This window comes from Curtobacterium sp. VKM Ac-2861, from assembly GCF_013204965.1.
In the GTDB taxonomy this organism is placed as follows: Bacteria; Actinomycetota; Actinomycetes; order Actinomycetales; family Microbacteriaceae; genus Curtobacterium.
This window is the reverse complement of record NZ_JABMLA010000006.1, coordinates 133,430-152,557: the sequence shown is the minus strand read 5'-3', so window position 1 is coordinate 152,557 and position 19,128 is coordinate 133,430. Positions and strand designations below refer to the sequence as shown.

General features: G+C 70.6%; 15 protein-coding genes. 4 read left to right on the top strand and 11 right to left on the bottom strand.

What is annotated here, in order from left to right:
* Positions 1-3: 3 nt before the first annotated feature.
* Positions 4-1,308, bottom strand: coding sequence for a HupE/UreJ family protein (locus tag HQQ88_RS15795; RefSeq protein WP_173170174.1), 1,305 nt, complete (start codon positions 1,306-1,308; stop codon positions 4-6).
* 122 nt (positions 1,309-1,430) lie between these two features.
* Between HQQ88_RS15795 and HQQ88_RS15790 the strand changes: the two genes are divergently transcribed.
* Positions 1,431-2,171: a hypothetical protein gene (locus tag HQQ88_RS15790; protein ID WP_173170172.1), complete on the top strand. Its 741-nt coding sequence runs from the start codon at positions 1,431-1,433 to the stop codon at positions 2,169-2,171.
* Positions 2,172-2,194: 23 nt separating this feature from the next.
* Here the strand turns inward: HQQ88_RS15790 and HQQ88_RS15785 are convergent, their stop codons facing one another.
* The 5 genes from HQQ88_RS15785 to HQQ88_RS15765 all read right to left on the bottom strand — a co-directional run bounded on the left by HQQ88_RS15785 (position 2,195) and on the right by HQQ88_RS15765 (position 8,601).
* Positions 2,195-3,118, bottom strand: coding sequence for an ROK family protein (locus tag HQQ88_RS15785; RefSeq protein ID WP_207895507.1), 924 nt, complete (start codon positions 3,116-3,118; stop codon positions 2,195-2,197).
* On the bottom strand, positions 3,115-4,803 hold the full coding sequence (locus HQQ88_RS15780) for an ABC transporter ATP-binding protein (RefSeq protein ID WP_173170170.1): 1,689 nt from the start codon (positions 4,801-4,803) through the stop codon (positions 3,115-3,117). The genes HQQ88_RS15785 and HQQ88_RS15780 overlap by 4 nt, the downstream gene beginning before the upstream one ends.
* The gene (locus HQQ88_RS15775) at positions 4,803-5,696 is read right to left on the bottom strand and encodes an ABC transporter permease (protein ID WP_111085912.1); all 894 of its coding nucleotides are present in this window, start codon (positions 5,694-5,696) and stop codon (positions 4,803-4,805) included. The genes HQQ88_RS15780 and HQQ88_RS15775 overlap by 1 nt, the downstream gene beginning before the upstream one ends.
* Before the next feature lie 55 nt (positions 5,697-5,751).
* Positions 5,752-6,711, bottom strand: coding sequence for an ABC transporter permease (locus HQQ88_RS15770; RefSeq protein ID WP_123294582.1), 960 nt, complete (start codon positions 6,709-6,711; stop codon positions 5,752-5,754).
* A gap of 93 nt (positions 6,712-6,804) precedes the next feature.
* Positions 6,805-8,601, bottom strand: a complete 1,797-nt coding sequence (locus HQQ88_RS15765; RefSeq protein WP_173170168.1) for a peptide ABC transporter substrate-binding protein — start codon at positions 8,599-8,601, stop codon at positions 6,805-6,807.
* 216 nt (positions 8,602-8,817) lie between these two features.
* Here HQQ88_RS15765 and HQQ88_RS15760 point away from each other — a divergent pair, with 216 nt between their 5' ends.
* Genes HQQ88_RS15760 through HQQ88_RS15750 form a run of 3 tightly spaced genes read left to right on the top strand, consistent with a single transcriptional unit; the run spans position 8,818 to position 12,288 of the window.
* A complete protein-coding gene (locus HQQ88_RS15760; protein ID WP_123294580.1) occupies positions 8,818-10,002 on the top strand; it encodes an ROK family protein in 1,185 nt (394 codons plus the stop codon).
* Positions 9,995-11,551 carry a M81 family metallopeptidase gene (locus tag HQQ88_RS15755; protein ID WP_367917037.1) on the top strand — a complete coding sequence of 519 codons (1,557 nt, stop codon included), beginning with the start codon at positions 9,995-9,997 and terminating at the stop codon, positions 11,549-11,551. The genes HQQ88_RS15760 and HQQ88_RS15755 overlap by 8 nt, the downstream gene beginning before the upstream one ends.
* Positions 11,548-12,288: a copper homeostasis protein CutC gene (locus tag HQQ88_RS15750; RefSeq protein WP_173170164.1), complete on the top strand. Its 741-nt coding sequence runs from the start codon at positions 11,548-11,550 to the stop codon at positions 12,286-12,288. Before HQQ88_RS15755 ends, HQQ88_RS15750 begins: the two co-directional genes overlap by 4 nt.
* A gap of 13 nt (positions 12,289-12,301) precedes the next feature.
* Here HQQ88_RS15750 and HQQ88_RS19650 read toward each other — a convergent pair whose 3' ends face one another.
* From HQQ88_RS19650 to HQQ88_RS15725, 5 genes are all read right to left on the bottom strand, one after another.
* Positions 12,302-13,489, bottom strand: a complete 1,188-nt coding sequence (locus HQQ88_RS19650; protein WP_123294577.1) for a Fic family protein — start codon at positions 13,487-13,489, stop codon at positions 12,302-12,304.
* Between the two features lie 161 nt (positions 13,490-13,650).
* On the bottom strand, positions 13,651-14,991 hold the full coding sequence (locus tag HQQ88_RS15740) for an extracellular solute-binding protein (RefSeq protein WP_173170162.1): 1,341 nt from the start codon (positions 14,989-14,991) through the stop codon (positions 13,651-13,653).
* Between the two features lie 64 nt (positions 14,992-15,055).
* Positions 15,056-16,006 (bottom strand): carbohydrate ABC transporter permease, encoded by a 951-nt coding sequence (locus HQQ88_RS15735; RefSeq protein ID WP_243648935.1) that lies wholly within the window; start codon positions 16,004-16,006, stop codon positions 15,056-15,058.
* Positions 16,003-16,914 (bottom strand): carbohydrate ABC transporter permease, encoded by a 912-nt coding sequence (locus HQQ88_RS15730; RefSeq protein WP_123294575.1) that lies wholly within the window; start codon positions 16,912-16,914, stop codon positions 16,003-16,005. The genes HQQ88_RS15735 and HQQ88_RS15730 overlap by 4 nt, the downstream gene beginning before the upstream one ends.
* Positions 16,911-18,944 carry a beta-galactosidase gene (locus HQQ88_RS15725; RefSeq protein WP_173170160.1) on the bottom strand — a complete coding sequence of 678 codons (2,034 nt, stop codon included), beginning with the start codon at positions 18,942-18,944 and terminating at the stop codon, positions 16,911-16,913. The genes HQQ88_RS15730 and HQQ88_RS15725 overlap by 4 nt, the downstream gene beginning before the upstream one ends.
* Positions 18,945-19,128 lie beyond the last annotated feature (184 nt).

Below are 19,128 nucleotides of genomic sequence, written 5' to 3'. Positions count from 1 at the left end.
CCGTCATCCCGCCGCGAGTCGCTCGACGAACCAGATCATCCCCATCACGAACACCCCGGCGGTCACGAGTCCGGTGACCCAGAGCGAGACCCGGTGGGCCTTCCGACGCAGGAGCGACAGCGGTGGGAAGACGATGACGATGATCGCGAGCTGCACCGCCTCGATGCCGACGTTGAAGACGAGGAGCGACACGAGCAGCTGCCACGAGAACGCCTCGTGGATGCCCAGCGCCCCGGCGAACCCGAGCCCGTGGATGAGCCCGAACGCGAACACGACGGCCAGGCGTGTCCAGCCCGCCCGGTCGAGCGAGAAGTGCCCGTGTTCACCGACCACGAGTTCGTCGGCCCGCGACCGGCGCCGCCAGAGCCGCCACAGGTACCAGCCGGCCACGGCGGCGATGGACAGGGCGATGAGCGGCTCGACGACGATCGCGGGCGGGCTGACCACCCCGAGCGCGGCGAGGATGAACGTGATCGAGTGCGCGATGGTGAACGCCGACGCGGTGTAGACCACCTCGCGCAGGCGCCGTGACCCGGCGATGAGCGCGACGAGGAACAGGATGTGGTCGATGCCGGTCAGCAGGTGCTCGGCACCGAGGCGGAAGAACTCCCAGAAGCGCTGCCCGGCCGACTGCTCGGTCGAGAACGACGGCTGCGAGGCATCGAGCGTCGCCGATCCCTGCTTCGCGTCGACGTTGTAGGTGACGATCGTCTTGGTGTCGCGCACGAAGGTCTCACTGTCCGGGAACAGTGTCGACGTCACGACGTGTCCGGTCTGCGTCTCCGACTGCGGCGGGCAGGTGAAGTCCGCCGTCACGTGGGCGTACGGCACCTCGTCCTGCAGGTCGACCGTGACGCTGTCGCCGAGCACGCCCGTGCAGGCCTGCCCACCCGCGCCGGACACCGAGAACCGGTCGAACACGTACTGCCCGAGCGCGTCAGTGTGCGCCTCGGCCGCCGACACCATCCCCGGGAAGTCGCCGTCGTCCCAGGCCTTCTGCCCCTGCGTGTGGAATGCGTCGTCGTGCTCGCTCGTGGCGACCGACACGAGCATCAGGTCGTACTCGAGCCCGAGTTCCGCGTGCACGACGGTCGGTTCCGTCGACGTCACCTTCGCGTAGACGACCGAGCTGAAGCCGTGCGCCGATGCCGGCGACGCCCCGGCCAGCACGCCGACGACGACCACCCCGAGCAGCAGGAGCGCGGCGACGACCCGTGCGATCAGCGCGGACGGGCGGGACGGACGGACAGGGCGGGCAGGACGGGCAGGGCGGGCGCGCAGCAGCGCGACGGGGGTTCCGGAAGGCACGCGCAGACGATCCGGCCCTCGGACGACCGGCAGGTGAACAGGTGGTGACCAGCAGTGGGACAGGTGCCGGACAGCCGGCGGAGCCGGCCCGGTGCGGCACACCGACGTGTTTCGATGATGCAGTGACCCGCCTCGCTGCCCGGACGACCGTCCTGCTGACCACCGTCGCCCTCGTCGGCACCGGCGTCGCCCTGCTGGCCGGGTGCTCGGCGACACCCGGCGGGACCGACGCAGGAGCCGGAACCGACGCCGGCACCGGCACCGGCACCGGCACGTCGGCGACGGCGCACGCCACGGCCGGTGCCCTCGGCGCGGGCTTCTCCGACCCGACGCAGCCGCCGGCACCCGAGGCCACCATCCACCCGGAGCCGGGTTCGTGGTCCGGGGTCCACGCCCCCGACGACTACGACGTCGTGCTGCTGTCGGACGCCGGTGACGCCGACGACGCCCCGACCCGGACCCTGCTCGACGCCGTCGCGTCGTGGGCGGCGGACGAGGACGTCACCGTCACGAGGGTGTCGGCGACGGACGCCGACGACCGGATCGCGGCGGTCACCCGGGCGATCGACGAGCGGTCCGACTTGGTGATCAGCGTCGGCAACCACATGGTCGACCCGCTCGCCGCGGTGTCGCCGACGGCACTGCACCAGCAGTTCCTGGTCGTGGGTGCCGAGATCGCCGAGCCGACGTCGAACGTGACGGCCGCGGACTGGACCGGCGGCGGCTTCCGCGGCGAGGGGCTCGGACCGTCGAGCCACTACGACCCGTCCACCTTCACCGAGGAGCGCGCCGACCGCGCAGTGCGTGCGGGTCTGGCGGCCGTGCTGCACGACCTGCGCGGCATCGTCGTCTGGGTGCGCTGACCCGACCCGCCCCGGGTCCGTCGCTACGCCGGCTCGGCCTCGAGCACGAGCGCGCGCACCTGCGACGCGGCACCGAGCGCCACGGCGTCCGACCCGAGGGTCGACTGCGCCAGCCGGATCGTCGCACCGCTCACCGGGGGCTCGGCCGCGATCGCGGCGGTGATGGCCGGTTCGAGCAGGTCCCACGACCGCGCGATGCCGCCGCCGATCACGATCGTCGTGACGTCGAGGATCCCCGCGGTGAGCAGGGCGGCGCGCGCCAGGCCCCACCCCGCGGCCTGGAAGACGGCAGCGGCGTCCGTGTCACCTGCACGCGCGGCGACCGCGACGTCACGCGCCGACAGCCGCCGGCCGGATCGTTCGGCGTACCGGTCGGCGATGCCACGCGCGCCCGCGATCGTCTCGAGGTGTCCGATCTGTCCGCAGGTGCACAGCGCGTCACCGAAGCCCGGCACGTGGCCGATCTCACCGGCGGCGCCGCGCGGCCCCGCGAACAGCCGTCCGCCGAGCACGAACGCACCGCCGACCCCGGTGCCGAGGGTCATCCCGAGCACGTCGGACTCCCCCGCGACGGCACCCGTGGCGATCTCGCCGAGCAGGAACGCGTTCACGTCGTTGTCGAGCGTCGCCGGCACGCCGAGGGCGTCGTTGACCGCGCGTGTCACGCCGTAACCGGCCCAGCCGGTGAACGAGTTGCCCGTCACCAGGACGGTGCCCGTGGCCGCGTCGACCACGCCGGCCGCGCCCACCCCGACACCCGTCAAGGAGGCCCGGTGCCGGACGAGCAGGCCCGTCACCGCCCCGACGGCGGCCGTCACGATCGCCGCCCCGCCCGCGTGGGCGGGCGTCGGCAGGTCGACGCGGTCGATGACCTCGAGGTCGGGGGTCGTCAGGACGACCTTGGTGTTCGTGCCGCCGACGTCGACGCCGGCGATCACCCGGGTCACGCGGTCACCGCCGCGAGCGAGGCGAGACGCTCCGTCCGACGCTGCCGTTGCAGGACGGGGTCGGGCACGGGTACGGCGGCGAGCAGGCGCCTGGTGTAGTCGGTGGTGGGGTGGAGCAGCGTCGTGCCGGTGGTGCCCTGCTCCTCGACGACGCCCTGGCGCATCACCACGACGCGCTCGGCGAAGTGCTGCACGACGGCCAGGTCGTGCGAGACGAACAGGCACGCGAACCCCAGGTCGTCCTGCAGTTCACCGAGGACCTCGAGCACGGTCTCCTGCACGCTGACGTCGAGCGCCGAGGTCGGTTCGTCGGCGACGAGCAACCGCGGCTCGAGCACCAGGGCACGGGCGAGCGAGACCCGCTGGCGCTGCCCGCCCGAGAGCTCGCGGGGTGCACGCGAGGCGAGGGACCGCGGCAACCGGACGGCGTCGAGCACCTCGTCGATCCGCCGACGACGGTCCGCCGACGAAATCCCACGGCGGTGCACGGCGAGCGGTTCGGCGATGCACTCCGCCACGGACATCCGGGCGTCGAGCGAGGCCACCGGGTCCTGCAGCACGACGCCGATGCCGGCGCGGAGTGCACGGCGGTCACGGCCCTTCGCGGTCCGCAGGTCCTGCCCGAACAGCGACACCGTGCCGGACGTCGGCGTGATGAGCCCGAGCGCCACCCGGGCCGCGGTGGACTTGCCGGAGCCGGACTCGCCGACCAGGCCGACCGTCTCGCCCGCGTGCACGGCGATGTCGATCCCCTGCAACGCGTGGACGGCGCGCGCCCCGCGCCCGAACGTCACCGTGACGTCCCGCAGGTCGACCACCGGGGCCGCTCCGGGCCTCCCGGCCGCCGCGTCAGCGGACCCCGCGTCGACCGGGGCGGCAGGACGGTCGCCCGCCACGTCGAGCCGCGGCACCGCGGCGAGCAGCCGCTTCGTGTACTCGTGCTCCGGACGGAGCAGGACGTCCTCGACGCTGCCGGTCTCGACGATCTCGCCCTGCAGCATGACCGCGACGCGGTCTGCGAAGTCCGCGACGACGCCCATGTTGTGCGTCACGAGCAGCACGCCCGTGCCGGTGTCGACGGCGAGCTTCCGGAGCAGTTCGAGGATCTCGGCCTGCACGGTCACGTCGAGTGCGGTCGTCGGCTCGTCCGCGATGAGCAGCTTCGGCGAGTTCGCGATCGCCATCGCGATCACCACGCGCTGGCGTTGCCCGCCCGACAGCTGGAACGGGAACGACCGGGTGCGCGACTCGGGGTCGGGGATGCCGACGCGGCGGAGCAGGTCGACGGCCTCGGCCGCGGCCTGCGCGGCGGTGACCGTTCGGTGGTTCCGGATCACCTCGGCGATCTGCGCGCCGACCCGGGTGAGTGGGTCGAGGGCCGTCGCGGGCTCCTGGAAGACCATCGACACCGTCGAGCCCCGCAGGGCACGGAGCGACGGTTCGGGAGCACCGACGACCTCGTGACCGGCGACGAGCGCGCTGCCGGTCGCGGTCGCGTTGCCGGAGAGCAGCCCCATCGCGGCGAGCGCCACCGTGGACTTGCCGGAGCCGGACTCGCCGACCAGGGCGAGCGTCTCGCCGGGCGCGACCGACAGGGACACGCCCCGCACGGCTGACACGGTGCCGGACTCGGTGCTGAACGAGACGCCGAGGTCGGTCGTCCGCAGGATCGGTTCGGTGGTCATCAGCGGCCCCTCACGTCGAAGGCGTCCCGGAGTCCGTCGCCCACGGCGTTGAACGCGCAGACGATCAGGATCACGGCCAGTCCCGGCGGCACGATGAGCCACCAGCGTCCGGAGTAGGCGGCGGTGAGTCCCGCCGAGAGCATGCCGCCCCAGTCCGTCGCGGGCGGCTGCACGCCGAGCCCGAGGTACGAGACGTAGGCGACGAGCAGGATCGCGTCGGCGACCTGGAAGGTCGCGGCGACGACGATCGTGGACACCGAGTTCGGCAGCAGGTGCTTGCCGATGGCGCGGGCGTGCGAGCCGCCGATCGCGCGCAGGGTGAGCACGTAGTCGCGGTTCTTCAGCGTCAGGGTCTCGGCGCGGATCAGGCGGGACGGCACCAGCCACGACACCAGCCCGAGGATCAGGATGAGCCCGGCGACACCGGGGGTCGTGATGGCCGAGATGACGAGCAGGATGAACAGCGCCGGGATCGCGATGCCCGCGTCGACGACGCGCATCATCAGCGCGTCGACCCAGCCGCCGACGTAGCCCGCGACCGAACCCCACAGGGTGCCGACGACGGTGGCCAGGACCCCGGCGGCGATGCCGACCATGAGCGAGACCTTGCCGCCGTACATCAGCCGGCCGAGCACGTCGTGGCCGACGGCGTCGGTGCCGAGCCAGTGCGCCGCGCTCGGTCCCTGGTTGGCCTGCTCGAGCAGGGTGTGGGTCTGGTCGGTCGGGTACAGGAACGGCCCGACGAAGCAGAACAGGACGATGACGACGATCACGGCCAGGCCGATCACGGCGAGCGTGTTGCCGCGGAACCGGCGGGCGGCGAGCCGGAACCCGGTGGCCGCGACGGTGACGGGAGCGCCCGGTGCTTCGGGTGCCAGTTGTACGGCGCTCATGCGCGGCTCGCCTTCACGTCATGGGTGGACGCAGTGTCGATGATTGACGCGGCGGTCATGCGCGGCTCGCCTTCACTCGCGGATCGATGAGGGACTGCGCGACGTCGGCGAGCAGGGTGCCGATGACGGTCGCGATGGAGATGACGAGGACGCAGCCGAGCAGCGTCGGGTAGTCCGACGACTGCGCCGCGTTCCAGAACAGGAGCCCCATGCCGGGGTAGTTGAACAGCTGCTCCGTGACCAGGGCACCGCCGAACAGCACGGGCAGGTAGTAGCCGAGCATCGCGACGACGGGCGTCAGCGAGTTCCGGAACACGTGCCGGCGCAGGATCGTCATCGTCGACGCACCACCGGCGCGGGCGGTGCGGACGTAGTCCTCCTGCAGGTTCTCGAGGGTCGAGGCCCGCATGTACCGGCTGAACACGGCGATCATCGCGAGCGCTCCGGTGACGACGGGCAGGACGAGCCCGGCGGGGTCCTGGAACACCTCGGCGAGCGTGGTGCCGCTCGGCGCCTGCGAGGGCAGCCACGGCAGTTGCTGGCTGAACACGATGATCAGGATGAGGCCGAGGAAGAAGGCCGGCGTCGAGTAGAAGACGAAGGCCAGCGCGGTGGCGGCGTAGTCGACCGCGCCGTTGCGGCGGGCGGCCTGGAGCATGCCGACCGGGATCGCGATGACGAGGCCGAGGACGGCGGAGATGCCGGTGAGGACGAGGGTCTTCGGCAGGCGTTCCGCGATGAGCTGCGACACCGGTTCGTTGAGCGTGTACGAGGTGCCGAGGTCACCGGTGAGCAGGCGGCCGAGGAACCGCAGGTACTGCACCGGCAGCGCCTGGTCGAGTCCCTGCGCCTGGTTGAACGCGGTGATCTGCGCGGGGGTCGCGGAGACGCCGAGGACACCGCGGGCGGGTCCGCCGGGCAGCGCGTGCAGCAGGCAGAACACCACGATCGTGACGATGAGGATCACCGCGAGCGCCTGCAGGACGCGCCTGGTGAGGTAGAGAGCTGTGGTCATGCGGCTTCCGATGGTCGGATTGGAGACGTGCGAGGGACGGGAGGCGCGGTGCGCGTCGGGCGCGCACCGCGCCTCCCGTCCGTGGTCACGGTCCTACTTGTTCCACTTCCACTGGGCCGGGTGGAAGTTGGCGAGCGAGTCCTGGTCGAACCCGGACAGGCCCTTCTTGACGACCGAGATCTGGTAGTCGGGGCTCGGCAGCCAGATCACCGGCAGGTCCTTCGCGACCGCGGCGCTGTAGTCCTGCACGGCGGTGGCGTCGGTCGAGGTGGTGGTCGCATCGATGAGGTCGTCGACCTGCTTGTTCGAGTAGCTGCCGAAGTTCGCCGAACCACCGGTCGAGAAGAGCGACTCACCGGTCGGGTAGGCCGGGAAGTACCAGCTGCCCGCGGTGCCGAAGAACGACAGGTCCCAGTCGCAGCTGGCCTCGTCGCTCGTGCACGTCGGGGTCTGCGACAGGACGCTCGACACCGGCGCGGTCTTGATGGTGAAGCCGATGCCGGTCTTCGCGAGCGAGGACTGGATCGCGCTCATCATGTTGTCGGTCACGGTCGAACCGGACTGCGACAGGACACCCATGGTGAACTTCGTGCCGTCCTTCACGCCCTCACCGCACTGGCTGTCGGACGTGCCCGGGTCGGTGCAGACCATGGTGCCGCCCTGCTCCTCCCAGCCGTGGTCGGTGAGGAGCGCCTTTGCCTTCGACGTGCTGAACGGGTACGGGTTGTCCTTCTGCACGTCGGAGACGTAGTCGGACTCCTGCGCCTGCGGGATCGGGCCGTAGGTCGAGGTGGCGGTGCCGTTGAAGACGACCTTCGACAGGGACTTCTGGTCGATCGACATCTGCACGGCCTGGCGGGCGTACAGCTGCTTGAAGACGGCGCCCATGTCCGGGTTGTTGAAGTTGTACGGCATGTAGGTGATGGCCCAGCCGGTCCACGGCTCGACCTCGTAGCCCTTCGCCGTGAACGAGGACTCCTGGTCCATGTCCGTGGCGTTGATGTAGCCGTAGTCGACCTCGCCGGAGCGGACCGCGTTCACCTCGGCGTCGGCCGTCGTGAACGGCAGCAGGTTGACGGTCGTGATCGAGGGCTTCTCGCCGCCGTCGTACTTCGTGTTCGCGGTGAGGGTGACCTTGCCGGCGGTGGTGAACGCCTTCACGCCGTACGGACCGGAGATGGTCTTCCACAGGTCGTCGGTGGCGTAGTCGGAGATCTTGCCGGCCGCGGTGTTCAGGTACTTCCAGACCTGCTTCGCGCCGGCGGTGGTCTCGTCGGCGTCGGTGACCTTCGCGCTCGCGCTCGTCTTGTCCCAGGCGTGCTGCGGCAGCGGGATGATGTGGCTCAGCTGGTTGGCGAGCATCCAGTCCGAGTTGTACGCCTTGTCGAACGTGATCGTGAAGTGGGTGTCGTCGACGGTCTTGAACGAGGTCCAGTTGTCCGGCGCCTTGCCCTTCGAGTACGAGCCCCACTGGTCCTTGTTCGCCTTGATCAGGTTGAACCAGAACTCGACGTCGCGGCTCGTGATCGCCTCGCCGTCGGACCAGTGCCGGTCACCGAGGGTGATCTCGACGCTCTTGCCGTCGTCGGCGAACTCCGCGTCCGTGGCGACGGAGCCCGCTTTGTTCCACGCGATCTTGCCGGTGGAGCCGTCGTACGCGACGAGCGGCTCGTACAGCGACTGCGCGATGGAGCCGTTGTTCGTGTTGAGGTGCGCGGCGGTGCCGATCGGCAGGATCCAGTTGGGCGTGAAGTTCGCGGGGAGGGCGTAGTCGATCTCGTCCGGGTTCGCGTTCGAGGTGGCGGAACCGCCCCCGGAACATCCGGCGAGCAGGGCGCTCACGGCGATCGCTGCTCCGGTGAGGAGCGCCCAGCGGCGGGGCTTGGTCATGTGTGTCTCCTGGTGCGTGGGAGTTCTGGGGAGGTGGAGCACGCGTGCCGAGCGGCACGGACACAGTCAATGGCCAAAGCCGTTGGAAAAACAAACATCTTCGTGTAAAAACTGCGTTTCTGCCGTTTGGACGAAAGGGTGAACGGGCCGTTCCGCCGATTAGGCTCCGGGTGTTCGGTCGGTTCGGCCGTCGTTTCCCCCGGATTGGAGAAAGTCGTGACGGACCTCTCTGCTCGCGTCCTCGAACTCGTCGCGTCGGGTCAGGCCGCGAGTCGCACCGAGATCGCCACACTGCTCGGCGCCGCTCCGTCGACGGTGTCGCACGTCGTCACCCAGCTGCTGTCGCACGGGCTGCTCGCAGAAGAAGGCACCGACGTCTCGACCGGCGGCCGTCCCCGCAAGGTGCTCCGCATCGGCGGCGTCGACGAGTACGCGGTCGCCGCCGACGTCGGCGGTGGGCACGCGCGGGTCGGCATCGTGCTGCCGGGAGGCGCGCTCGAGTCGGTCGCGAACGTCCCGTTCGCGCTCTCCGACGGTCCGACCGCCGGCCTGCAGCGGTTGGCCGGCCTGCTCGAGCGGCTCGCCGACGACCGTGGCCGCGCCGGTCTGCGCGGGGTCGGGCTCAGTCTGCCCGGACCCGTCGACGTCGAGGCCGGTGTCGTCGACCTGCCGAGCCGGATGCCGGGCTGGAACGGGTTCCCGGTGGCCGCCTGGCTGTCCGACCGATTCGGCCTGCCGGCGATCGTCGACAACGACGCGAACTGCATGGCCGCCGGCGAGCAGAGCGTGCAGCCTCCGGGACGCCGGCAGACCATCACGATCAAGGCCGGGTCGGCGATCGGCGCGGGCATCGTCATCGACGGTCGCCTGTACCGCGGGTCCACGGGCTCGGCCGGGGACATCACCCACGTGCGGATCGACGCCGCGGGCGACACCCCGTGCTCGTGCGGGAACACCGGGTGCCTCGAGACCGTCGCGTCCGGAGCCGCCCTGGTGCGGATCCTGTCGGGCGCCGGGGTCGACGTCTCCTCGACCGCCGACGTCGTCCGACTCGCCTCGGACGCCCACCCCGAGGCCACCCGTGCCGTGCGCCTGGCCGGTCGGTACCTCGGCGAGGTGCTCGCGGCCAACGTGAACTTCTTCAACCCGGACGCCGTCTACCTGGGCGGCATCCTCTCCACCCTCGACCCGTTCATCGCGGCCGTGCGCAGTCAGCTCTACGAGAGCTGCCACCCGCTCATGACGCAGCACCTGGCGATCGAGCCGGTGTCGCTCGGCGCCGATGCCGGGCTCGTCGGTGCCGGCCAGTTCGCACTGCAGCGGGGCCTCGCCGCCTCGCTCGAGGAGCTGTCCACCCCCATCCCGCAGTCCACCACCAGGAACAGGAGCGCCCGTGTCTGAGACCGTGCCCGCCACCCCCGCCGTCCCCGCCGGTGCCCGTCGTCCGGTCGTCGCCATCGCCGGACTGGCCATCGAGACGTCGACCTTCACCCCCACCCGCACCCACGCACCGGCGTTCCACCCGGACCGTGGCGACGAGGTCGTGGCGCGGTACCCGTTCCTGTCCGCGATGTCCGACACTGCGGACTTCCGCGGGGCGCTCATCGGGCACGCGCTGCCCGGTGGCATCGTGGACCGGGCGTCGTACGAGGAGCTCGCGGCCGAGATCGTCACGCGACTGCGCGCGATCGTCGACGCCGAGCACGTGGACGGCCTCTGGTACGACATCCACGGCGCGATGGTCGTCGAGGGCCTCGACGACGCCGAGGCGGACCTGCTCGGCCGGATCCGTGCGGTGATCGGCCCGGACGTCATCGTGTCGGCGTCGATGGACCTGCACGGCAACGTCACGCGCGAGCTCGCCCACCAGGTCGACCTCGTCACCTGCTACCGGATGGCCCCGCACGAGGACGCCATGGAGACCAAGGAACGTGCCGTCCGGAACCTGGTCGACGTGCTCACCACGCGTCCTGCCGGAGCGCAGCGCCCCGTGAAGGCCTGGATCCCGATCCCCGTCCTGCTGCCCGGGGAGCAGACCTCGACCCGCCTCGAACCCGCCGCCTCGTTGTACGCGCAGGTGCCGCTCGTCGAGCAGACCGACGGCGTGCTCGACGCCGCGATCTGGGTCGGCTACGCCTGGGCGGACCAGCCCCGCGACCAGGCCGTCACCGTCGTCACCGGGTGGGACGAGGCCGCCGTGGCCGCCGGTGCCGAGCGACTCGCCCGTGCCTTCTGGGACGTCCGCGAGGACTTCGTCTTCGTCGCACCGACCGGCACGTTCGACGAGTGCCTCGCCGCCGCGCTCGCACCCGGCGCCGCACACCCCTACTTCGTGTCCGACTCCGGCGACAACCCCACCGCGGGCGGCTCCGGCGACATGACCTGGGGACTGACGCAGGTGCTCGCGAACCCGGCCTTCGCGAGCGCCGACGGCCCCACCCTGATCTACGCGAGCGTCCCCGGCGCCGCCGCCGTGGCGACCGCGGTCGAGGCCGGTGTGGGTGCGACCGTCACGGTGACCGCAGGTGCGTCGGTCGATGCCGTGCACGCCGGACCGATCACCATGACCGGGCGGGTCCACGCGATCAAGCACGGCGACCGCGACGCCGAGACCGAGGTCGTGCTGCAGGTCGGCAGCGTCTTCGCGATCCTGACGAAGCTGCGCAAGCCGTACCACCACGAGCACGACTTCACCGACCTCGACCTGGCACCACGGCAGGCCGACGTCGTCGTGGTGAAGATCGGGTACCTCGAGCCGGAGCTGTTCGACATGGCCGCCGACTGGATGCTCGCGCTCACCCCGGGTGGTGTCGACCAGGACCTGCTGCGCCTCGGGCACCACAGGATCGAGCGGCCGATGTTCCCCTACGATCGAGTGTTCCCCGAGGCCCCGGACCTGACCGCCAGGATCATCCCGGCCTCGGACCAGCCACTCGGAGCCTCTGCATGACCCCTTCGCCCGTTGCACTCGAGATCGCGGTCACCTCGCCGCAGGGTGCGGTCGTCGCACGGGACGGCGGGGCCGACCGGGTCGAGCTCTGCGTCGGGCTCGAGCTCGGCGGGCTGACCCCGTCGCAGGCCCTGGTCGAGACGACCCACGAGACCGGGATCCCGGCGCACGCGCTGGTCCGGTGCCGCCCCGGCGGGTTCGTGCACACCCCTGACGAGGTCGAGCTCATGGTGCGCGAGGTCCGGACGGTCCTGCGCTCCGGTGCCGCCGGTGTCGTCGTCGGCGCGCTGCGCCCGGACCGGACACTCGACGAGGACGCCCTGCGCCGCTTCGTCGACGCCGCCCGCTCGGTCAGCACGACCGCCGAGATCACCCTGCACCGGGCGATCGACCACGCGGAGGACCCCGTCGCCGCAGCAGCCACGCTCGCCGCCCTCGGGTTCACCCGCGTGCTGACCTCCGGCGGAGCCCCCACCGCGGGAGCCGGCGCTGCCACGATCGCCCGGATGGTCGACGCCGCCGGGCCGGTGCAGGTCATGGCCGGTGCCGGCGTCACCCCGGCCGACATCCGGGCGCTGGTCGCGACGGGCGCCGCCGCCGTGCACCTGTCGGCGAAGCGTGCCGCGCCGGACAGCGCCCACGCCGGGGTCCCGATGGGTGGGGCCGACGACGGTTCGGCGCACTTCGTGACCGATGCCGAGGTCGTGGCGGCCGCCCGGCGCGCCCTCGACGCCTGACACCGAGCCCGCGTCAGCCGCGACGCCCGGCTCGCGTGGCGAAGGCGTCGAGCGCTGCCAGGACCTCGTCGTTGCGGTACAGGACCCCGTGCTGGTACTCGTTCTTCGACACCAGGATCCCTGCTCCGACGAGTTTCTGGAGGTGCGGGTACGCGTTCCGCGGTTCGATCCCCATCTGGGAAGCGAGTACCGTCGCGTTCAGCACCGGCTGCCGCGCGACGACGTCGAGTGCGGCCCAGACGCCCGAATCGCTCCGAGCATCGACGCGGTCGCGCCAGCCCTGACGGATCCGCTGGATGTCGTCGACCAGTTCCGTGGCGTTGCCGATGGCGGTGAACGACGCTTCCGCCACCCGTCGGATGATCGGCTCGACGGCACCGCGGCGGTACGCCGTCAGCGCCTCGACGTAGCTGTCCGTGTCGGTCAGGAGGCCCGCCGACACGGGAACCGTCACGTTCCGGGTCAGCTCGTTCGAGCGCAGCATCGCCTGCAGCAGGGCACGCCCCGTGCGACCGTTCCCGTCGGTGAACGGGTGGACCGTCTCGAACTGAGCATGCGCCACCGCGACCTGCGCCAACCGCGGCAGGTCGAGGCGCCGCGCGAACGCCATCACGTCATCGATCAGCGTTGGGACACGCTGCCAGGCCGGAGCGACGTAGTCGGCACCGACCGGGGAGCGTCCGTCCGTGCCGATCCAGACGGGCTCCCGCCGGAACGCACCGGCGTCGTGATGGGGATCGCCGTCCATCAGCACCGCGTGCATCGCGAGCACGGTGTCCGCTGTCAACTCATCGGACAACTCGATCGCGGTGCGCATGGCTCGGGTGTTGGAGACGATCGCCGTGGCGTTGCGTTTGCCCGGAGCACCGATCTCGGCGGCGAAGACCTGTCGGGCACTGGCCGTCAGGTGCTCGATCTGCGAGGACGCCGCGGCTTCGGACCGCAGGAGCAGGGACGAGAACGGTGCCACCTCGCCACCGAGTTCGCCGTCGAAGCGCACGAGCGCCGTGGAGGCCTCGTCGACCAGCGTCGCCACCTCGTCGCGCAACCGGAGGGCGGCCGCGGAGATGTGCGGCGGCACGGCGGCGAGGTACTGTTCGCGCACCGTGTTGCGTCGAGCGGCACGAGGACCGTAGTCGGCGTCACGCCGCTCCCAGTCGAGTTGCTCGTACTCCAGCGCGGGCCAGGTGCTCGTGGCCACTCCTGCCTCCAGACCTCAGAACAACCGCGTCAGATTTTCTGACTTGTGCCACTATCTCAGAAAATCCGTCCGACCGGTTCTGACATCGGCCCGACAACGTGACGGGAGGCACGGTGCCCGCTGGCACCGCGCCTCCCGTCCGCCGTCAGCGCGTCAGCGCGTCAGCCCTTGACCGGGATCGACTGCGCCTTGAGCGCCGCCACCGTCTTGGACTGCCCGGACTCGAGTGCCTCGAGCAGCGTGCCGTCACCGGACGCCGCCGAGCCGAAACCGTCGGAGACGTCCGAGTAGGTCTGCGTCATCGTCGGACCCCAGGTGAAGGGCTGGATGTCCTTCGCCGCGGTCGCGAACTCCTCGTAGATCTTCTGGTTGCCGTAGAACGGGAGTCCCTCGGTCAGCGCGGGGAGCTCGGCGCCGGTGGAGGACGCCGGGTAGAGGTTGGCCTCCTTGTTCAGTGCGGACAGCGCCTCGGTCGAGGTGTTCAGCCAGACCAGGAACTTCGACGCCTCGGCGGGGTGCTCGCTGCCGGCGAAGACGACGTTCGACGAACCGCCCCAGGCGGCCGACTTCGACTCGCCCTCGCTCCACTGCGGCATCGGCGCGACGGCCCACTTGCCGGAGGTCGACGGCGCACCGCTCGAGATGGTGTTCGCACCCCAGACGGCGGAGACCCAGGTCCAGTCCTGGCCGCTGTCGTACGCGGCGTTCCACTGGTCGGTGAAGCTCGGCAGGGTGTTGACGAGCTTCTTGTCGATCAGGTCCTGCCAGTAGTCGGCGACCTTCTTCGACTTCGCGTCGGTCAGGTCGACCTTCCACGAGTCACCCGAGTTCGCGAACCACTGGCCGCCGGCCTGTGACACGAGCCCGGCGAACTGGTTGACGTCACCCTTGGCGAAGTTCGTGATGTTGCCGCCGAGCGCCTTGATCTTGACGGCGTCCTCGGCGTACTCCTCCCACGTCTTCGGGGCGTCGAGCCCGGCCTTCTCGAACAGGTCCTTGCGGTAGTACAGCGCCATCGGACCGGAGTCCTGCGGCACGGCGTAGACGGACTTCGACTCGCCGAAGGTGACCTGGTTCCAGAGGCCGTCGGAGAAGTCCTTCTTCGCCGCCGAGATGCCGGAGCACGCACCGATGTCCTCGAGGCCGCCCTGCACCCGGAACGCCGGCAGGGTGTCGTACTCGACCTGGCCGATGTCGGGCGCCTGCTTCGCCTTGAGCTGGTTGAAGAAGTTCTGGTACGTGCCGCTGTTGCCGTTCGCGACGATCGAGGTCTTCACCTGGATGTCCGGGTTCGCCTTGTTCCAGATGGCGACGACCTTGTCCATGTTCGGCACCCAGGTCGTGAAGTCGAGCGTGACCTTGCCGCTCGAGGGCTTGCAGCTCGCGGCTGCGGTGTCGGAGGAACTGCCGCCGCTGCCGCTGCCGCCGGCACTGCAGCCGGCGAGGGCGACGGTCGCGGCGACCGCCAGGGCGGCGACGCTGAGGAACTTCGTTGTCTTCATGCTGTTTCCGTTCGGGATGTGGTGTGGGGAGGGCTGGTGTGCGGAGGCAGTGCTGGTCGGGTGGCTACTTCAGACCGCCGGACCCGAGGCCGGAGCGCCAGAAGCGCTGCAGGCTCAGGAACGCGATGAGCAGCGGGATGATCGAGACGAACGATCCGATGAGCACGAGGGTGCGCAGGTCGGGGTACTGGTTCACGCTCGAGTTCCACGTGTAGAGGCCGAGCGTGACGGGGAACAGCGACGAGTCGCGGAGCATCACGAGCGGCAGGAAGAAGTTGTTCCAGACGGCGACGAACTGGAACAGGAAGATCGTCACGAGCGCCGGCGACATGAGCCGGACGGCGACGGTGAAGAACGTGCGGACCTCGCCGGAGCCGTCGATGCGCGCGGCCTCGATGATCTCGTCGGGCACGCTCGACGCCGCGAACAACCGCGACAGGTAGACGCCGAACGGGCTGACGATGCTCGGCAGGAACACCGACCAGAACGTGTCGGTCAGGTCGACCTGGCTGAAGATGAGGAACAGCGGCAGGGCGAGTGCCGTGGCCGGCACGAGGACGCCGCCGAGGAAGGTGTTGAACAGCGCCTCACGCCCACGGAACCGGTACTTGGCCAGGGCGTACCCGCACATCGCCGACAGCACGGTGCCGAGCAGCCCGGCGACACCGGCGTACGCGATGCTGTTGAGCAGCCAGCGCAGGTAGATGCCGTCCTGCCGGGTGAACAGCTCGGCGAGGTTCGCGAAGAAGTCCTGCACCGAGGTCGCGCTGAACCACAGCGAGAACGTGGTGTTGAAGTTCGCGGCCGTCTTGGTCGACGAGACCAGCAGCCAGAAGATCGGCAGCAGGAAGTACAGGGTGAAGACACCCATCACGATCATCGCGGCGCTGCGCGAGATGACGCTCTCCCGCGGCCCGCGTGCACCGTGCTGGTGCGGACGGGAGGCCCGGTTCGGCTCGAGCGGTCGGCCCGCGTCGCGCACGGTGTCGCCCGGGGTGGGTGCGTGGACGGTCACTGGGCGGCCTTCCGCTGGGTCAGTCGGAGGAACCCGATCGACAGGATGAACGTGGCGAGGGCGAGGACGACCGAGAACGCGGCCGCCAGGTTGAAGTTCGGCACCGACGAGGTCGAGTAGACGAGCATGTTGGGCGTGAAAGTCGACGAGATCGTCGAGGTGAACTGCCGGAAGACGGTCGGCTCGGTCAGCAGCTGCAGCGTCCCGATCACCGAGAACACCGCGGTCAGCACGATCGCCGGCACGACCAGGGGGATCTTGATCGACAGCGCGATCCGGAGCTGCGAGGCCCCGTCGAGCTTGGCGGCCTCGTAGATCTCGGCCGGGATCGCCAACAACGACGAGTAGATGATGAGCATGTTGTAGCCGACGAAGACCCAGGTCACGACGTTCGCGACGGCCCAGAGCACGGTGCCGGACCCCAGGAAGTCGACCTTCGAGGTCACGGCGGAGAACGGCGACAGGTCCGGGGCGTAGAGGTAGCCCCACATGATCGCGGCGATGACACCGGGGACCGCGTACGGCGCGAAGAAGGCCAGGCGGAAGAACCGCTTGCCACGCAGCAGCGGGGAGTCGAGCAGCAGCGCGAACAGGAGCGCGAGCCCGAGCATCACGGGGACCTGCACGACACCGAACAGCAGCACGCGGAGCACCGAGTCCCAGAACGCGCTGTTCTGGAACACGAGCGCGTACTGGCTCAGCCCGCCGAACACCTGTGTCGGGGCGCCGAACGTGCCCTGGCGCTCGATCTTCTGCAGCGACTGCCACACGGCGTACAGGATCGGGACGAGGTAGAACGCGGTGAACAGCAGGGCGAACGGGACCACGAAGATCGCGATCGCCAGGCGGTAGCGGGAACCCCCGCCCCGACGACGGACGGCGCGGGGCCGCTGGGTGGTGGTGGTCATGATCGGTTCCTGTCGGTGCGGATGATCTGGGTGCTGCCGGCGTCGAGGACGGTGACGCCGTCGACGGGTCGGTCGGTGACGAGCTCGTGGCCCGCGACGGTGTGCGAGGCGGGCTGGTCGGAGTGGTTGAGCAGGAACACCCACTCGTGCTGGTCGTCGCGGCGCCGGACGACCTCGACACCCGGTGCGGTCGCGGGATCCGGGGAGACGCCGGCCTCGGCGAGCACGCGGCGGAGCAGGTCGCGCAGCGCGTTGGCCTCGAGCACGGTGGACGTGTACCAGGCGGATCCGGCGCCGTGGTCGTTGCGGGTGACCGCGGCCGAGCCGGCGAGCGGGCCCTCGGCGTACTCGACGACGCTCGTGGCGCCGCGCAGCGCGACGGGCTCCGACCACACGGTGCCGGTGGTGCCGTCGGACAGCGCGATCGCCTGGTCCGCGGCGAGCGGCAGGAACTCGTCGACCCGGATGCCGAGCAGGTCGCGGAAGGCGCCGGGGTAGCCGCCGGTGCGGACCCGGTCGCGTTCGTCGACGATCCCGCTGAAGAAGGTGACGACCGCGTGGCCACCGGCAACGACGTGGTCGGCGATCACGGCGGCGTGCTCGTCGCGCACCAGGTACAGCTCGGGGACGACGACCGCGGCGTAGCCGTCGAGCGGGGCGCCCGGCGCGACGACGTCGACCGTGACCCCGAGGTCCCGGAGCGCGGCGTGGAACGCGTGCACCTGCTGCAGGTACCGGAGCGCAGTGGTGGGGTGGGCCTCCAGGTCGGCGGCCCACTGGTTCTCCCAGCTGAAGACGAGCGCGACCTCGGCGACGACCCGGGATCCGCGCAGTTCGCCGAGCCGCTCGACGAGCGACCCGAGGGCGACGACCTCGCGCCAGGTGCGCGAATCGGTGCCGGCGTGCGGCAGCAATGCAGAGTGGAACTTCTCGGAGCCCTGCACCGACGCGCGCCACTGGAAGAAGCAGACGCCGTCCGCGCCCCGGGCGATGTGCGCGACGGTGTCCTGCAGCATCTGGCCCGGTGCCTTCGCGACGTTGTGCGGCTGCCAGTTCACGGCGCCGGTCGAGTGCTCCATCAGCAGCCACGGGGCTCCGCCGGCGAGCCCGCGGGTGGTGTCCGCGGCGAAGGCGAGCTCGGCGTGCGGGCGGGGCAGGCGGTGGTCGAGGTAGTGGTCGTTCGCGATGACGTCCATGTCGGCCGTCCACGACCAGTAGTCGAGCGCGGTGATGTGCGCGGCGACCATGAAGTTCGTGGTGACGGGCTTGTCGCTCAGTTCGCGCAGCACGGCGGCCTCGGCACGGTGGTGGCCGAGGAGTTCGTCGGACGAGAACCGGTCGAAGTCGATGGTCTGCGCGGGGTTCGTGGACGACAGCGTCGCGCGGGGCGGCAGCACCTGCTCCCACGCTGAGTAACGCTGGCTCCAGAACGAGGTGCCCCACGCGGCGTTCAGTTCGTCGACGGTGCCGTAGCGGATACGGAGCCAGCCACGGAACGCCTCGGCCGAGACGTCGCAGAAGCAGTGCGCGTTGTGGCAGCCGAGCTCGTTCGACACGTGCCAGAGCTTGACCGCGGGGTGGTCGCCGTAGCGCTCCGCCGTGGCGCGGACCAGGGCGAGGGCGAGCTCGCGGTACACCGGTGAGCTCGGGCAGAACGCCTGCCGCCCGCCGGGCCAGCGCGTGGTGCCGTCCGCCACGACGGGCAGGACCTCGGGGTGCAGCGTGGTGAGCCACGGCGGGGTCGAGGCGGTGCCGGTGCCGAGGTCGACGCCGATGCCCGCGCCGTGCAGCAGCTCGATGACGGTGTCGAGCGCGGTGAAGTCGTACTCGCCCTGACGCGGCTCGACGTGCGACCAGCCGAAGACGTTGATCGCGACCAGGTTCACCCCGGCCTCGCGCATCAGCCGGACGTCCTCGACCCAGACCGCAGGGTCCCACTGCTCGGGGTTGTAGTCGCACCCGAAGGCGAGCCCGGTCGAGCCGAGCCCGAGCGCCCCGGTGGCGGGCGTCGGCAGGGTGGTCGTGGTCACGTCAGGGTCCTCGCTGATCGGGGCGACCGCTGCCGCTCCGGTCGTTGACGACCCCTTCGACGGCGAAGGTCACCCAGGTTCTGGGAGCGCTCCCAGTCCAGCCGGATCGAACGGGTTCGGATCGTTCTGGGAGCGCTCCCAGAGTGAACACCAGAAGCGGACCGCTGTCAACAAGACGCGTGCT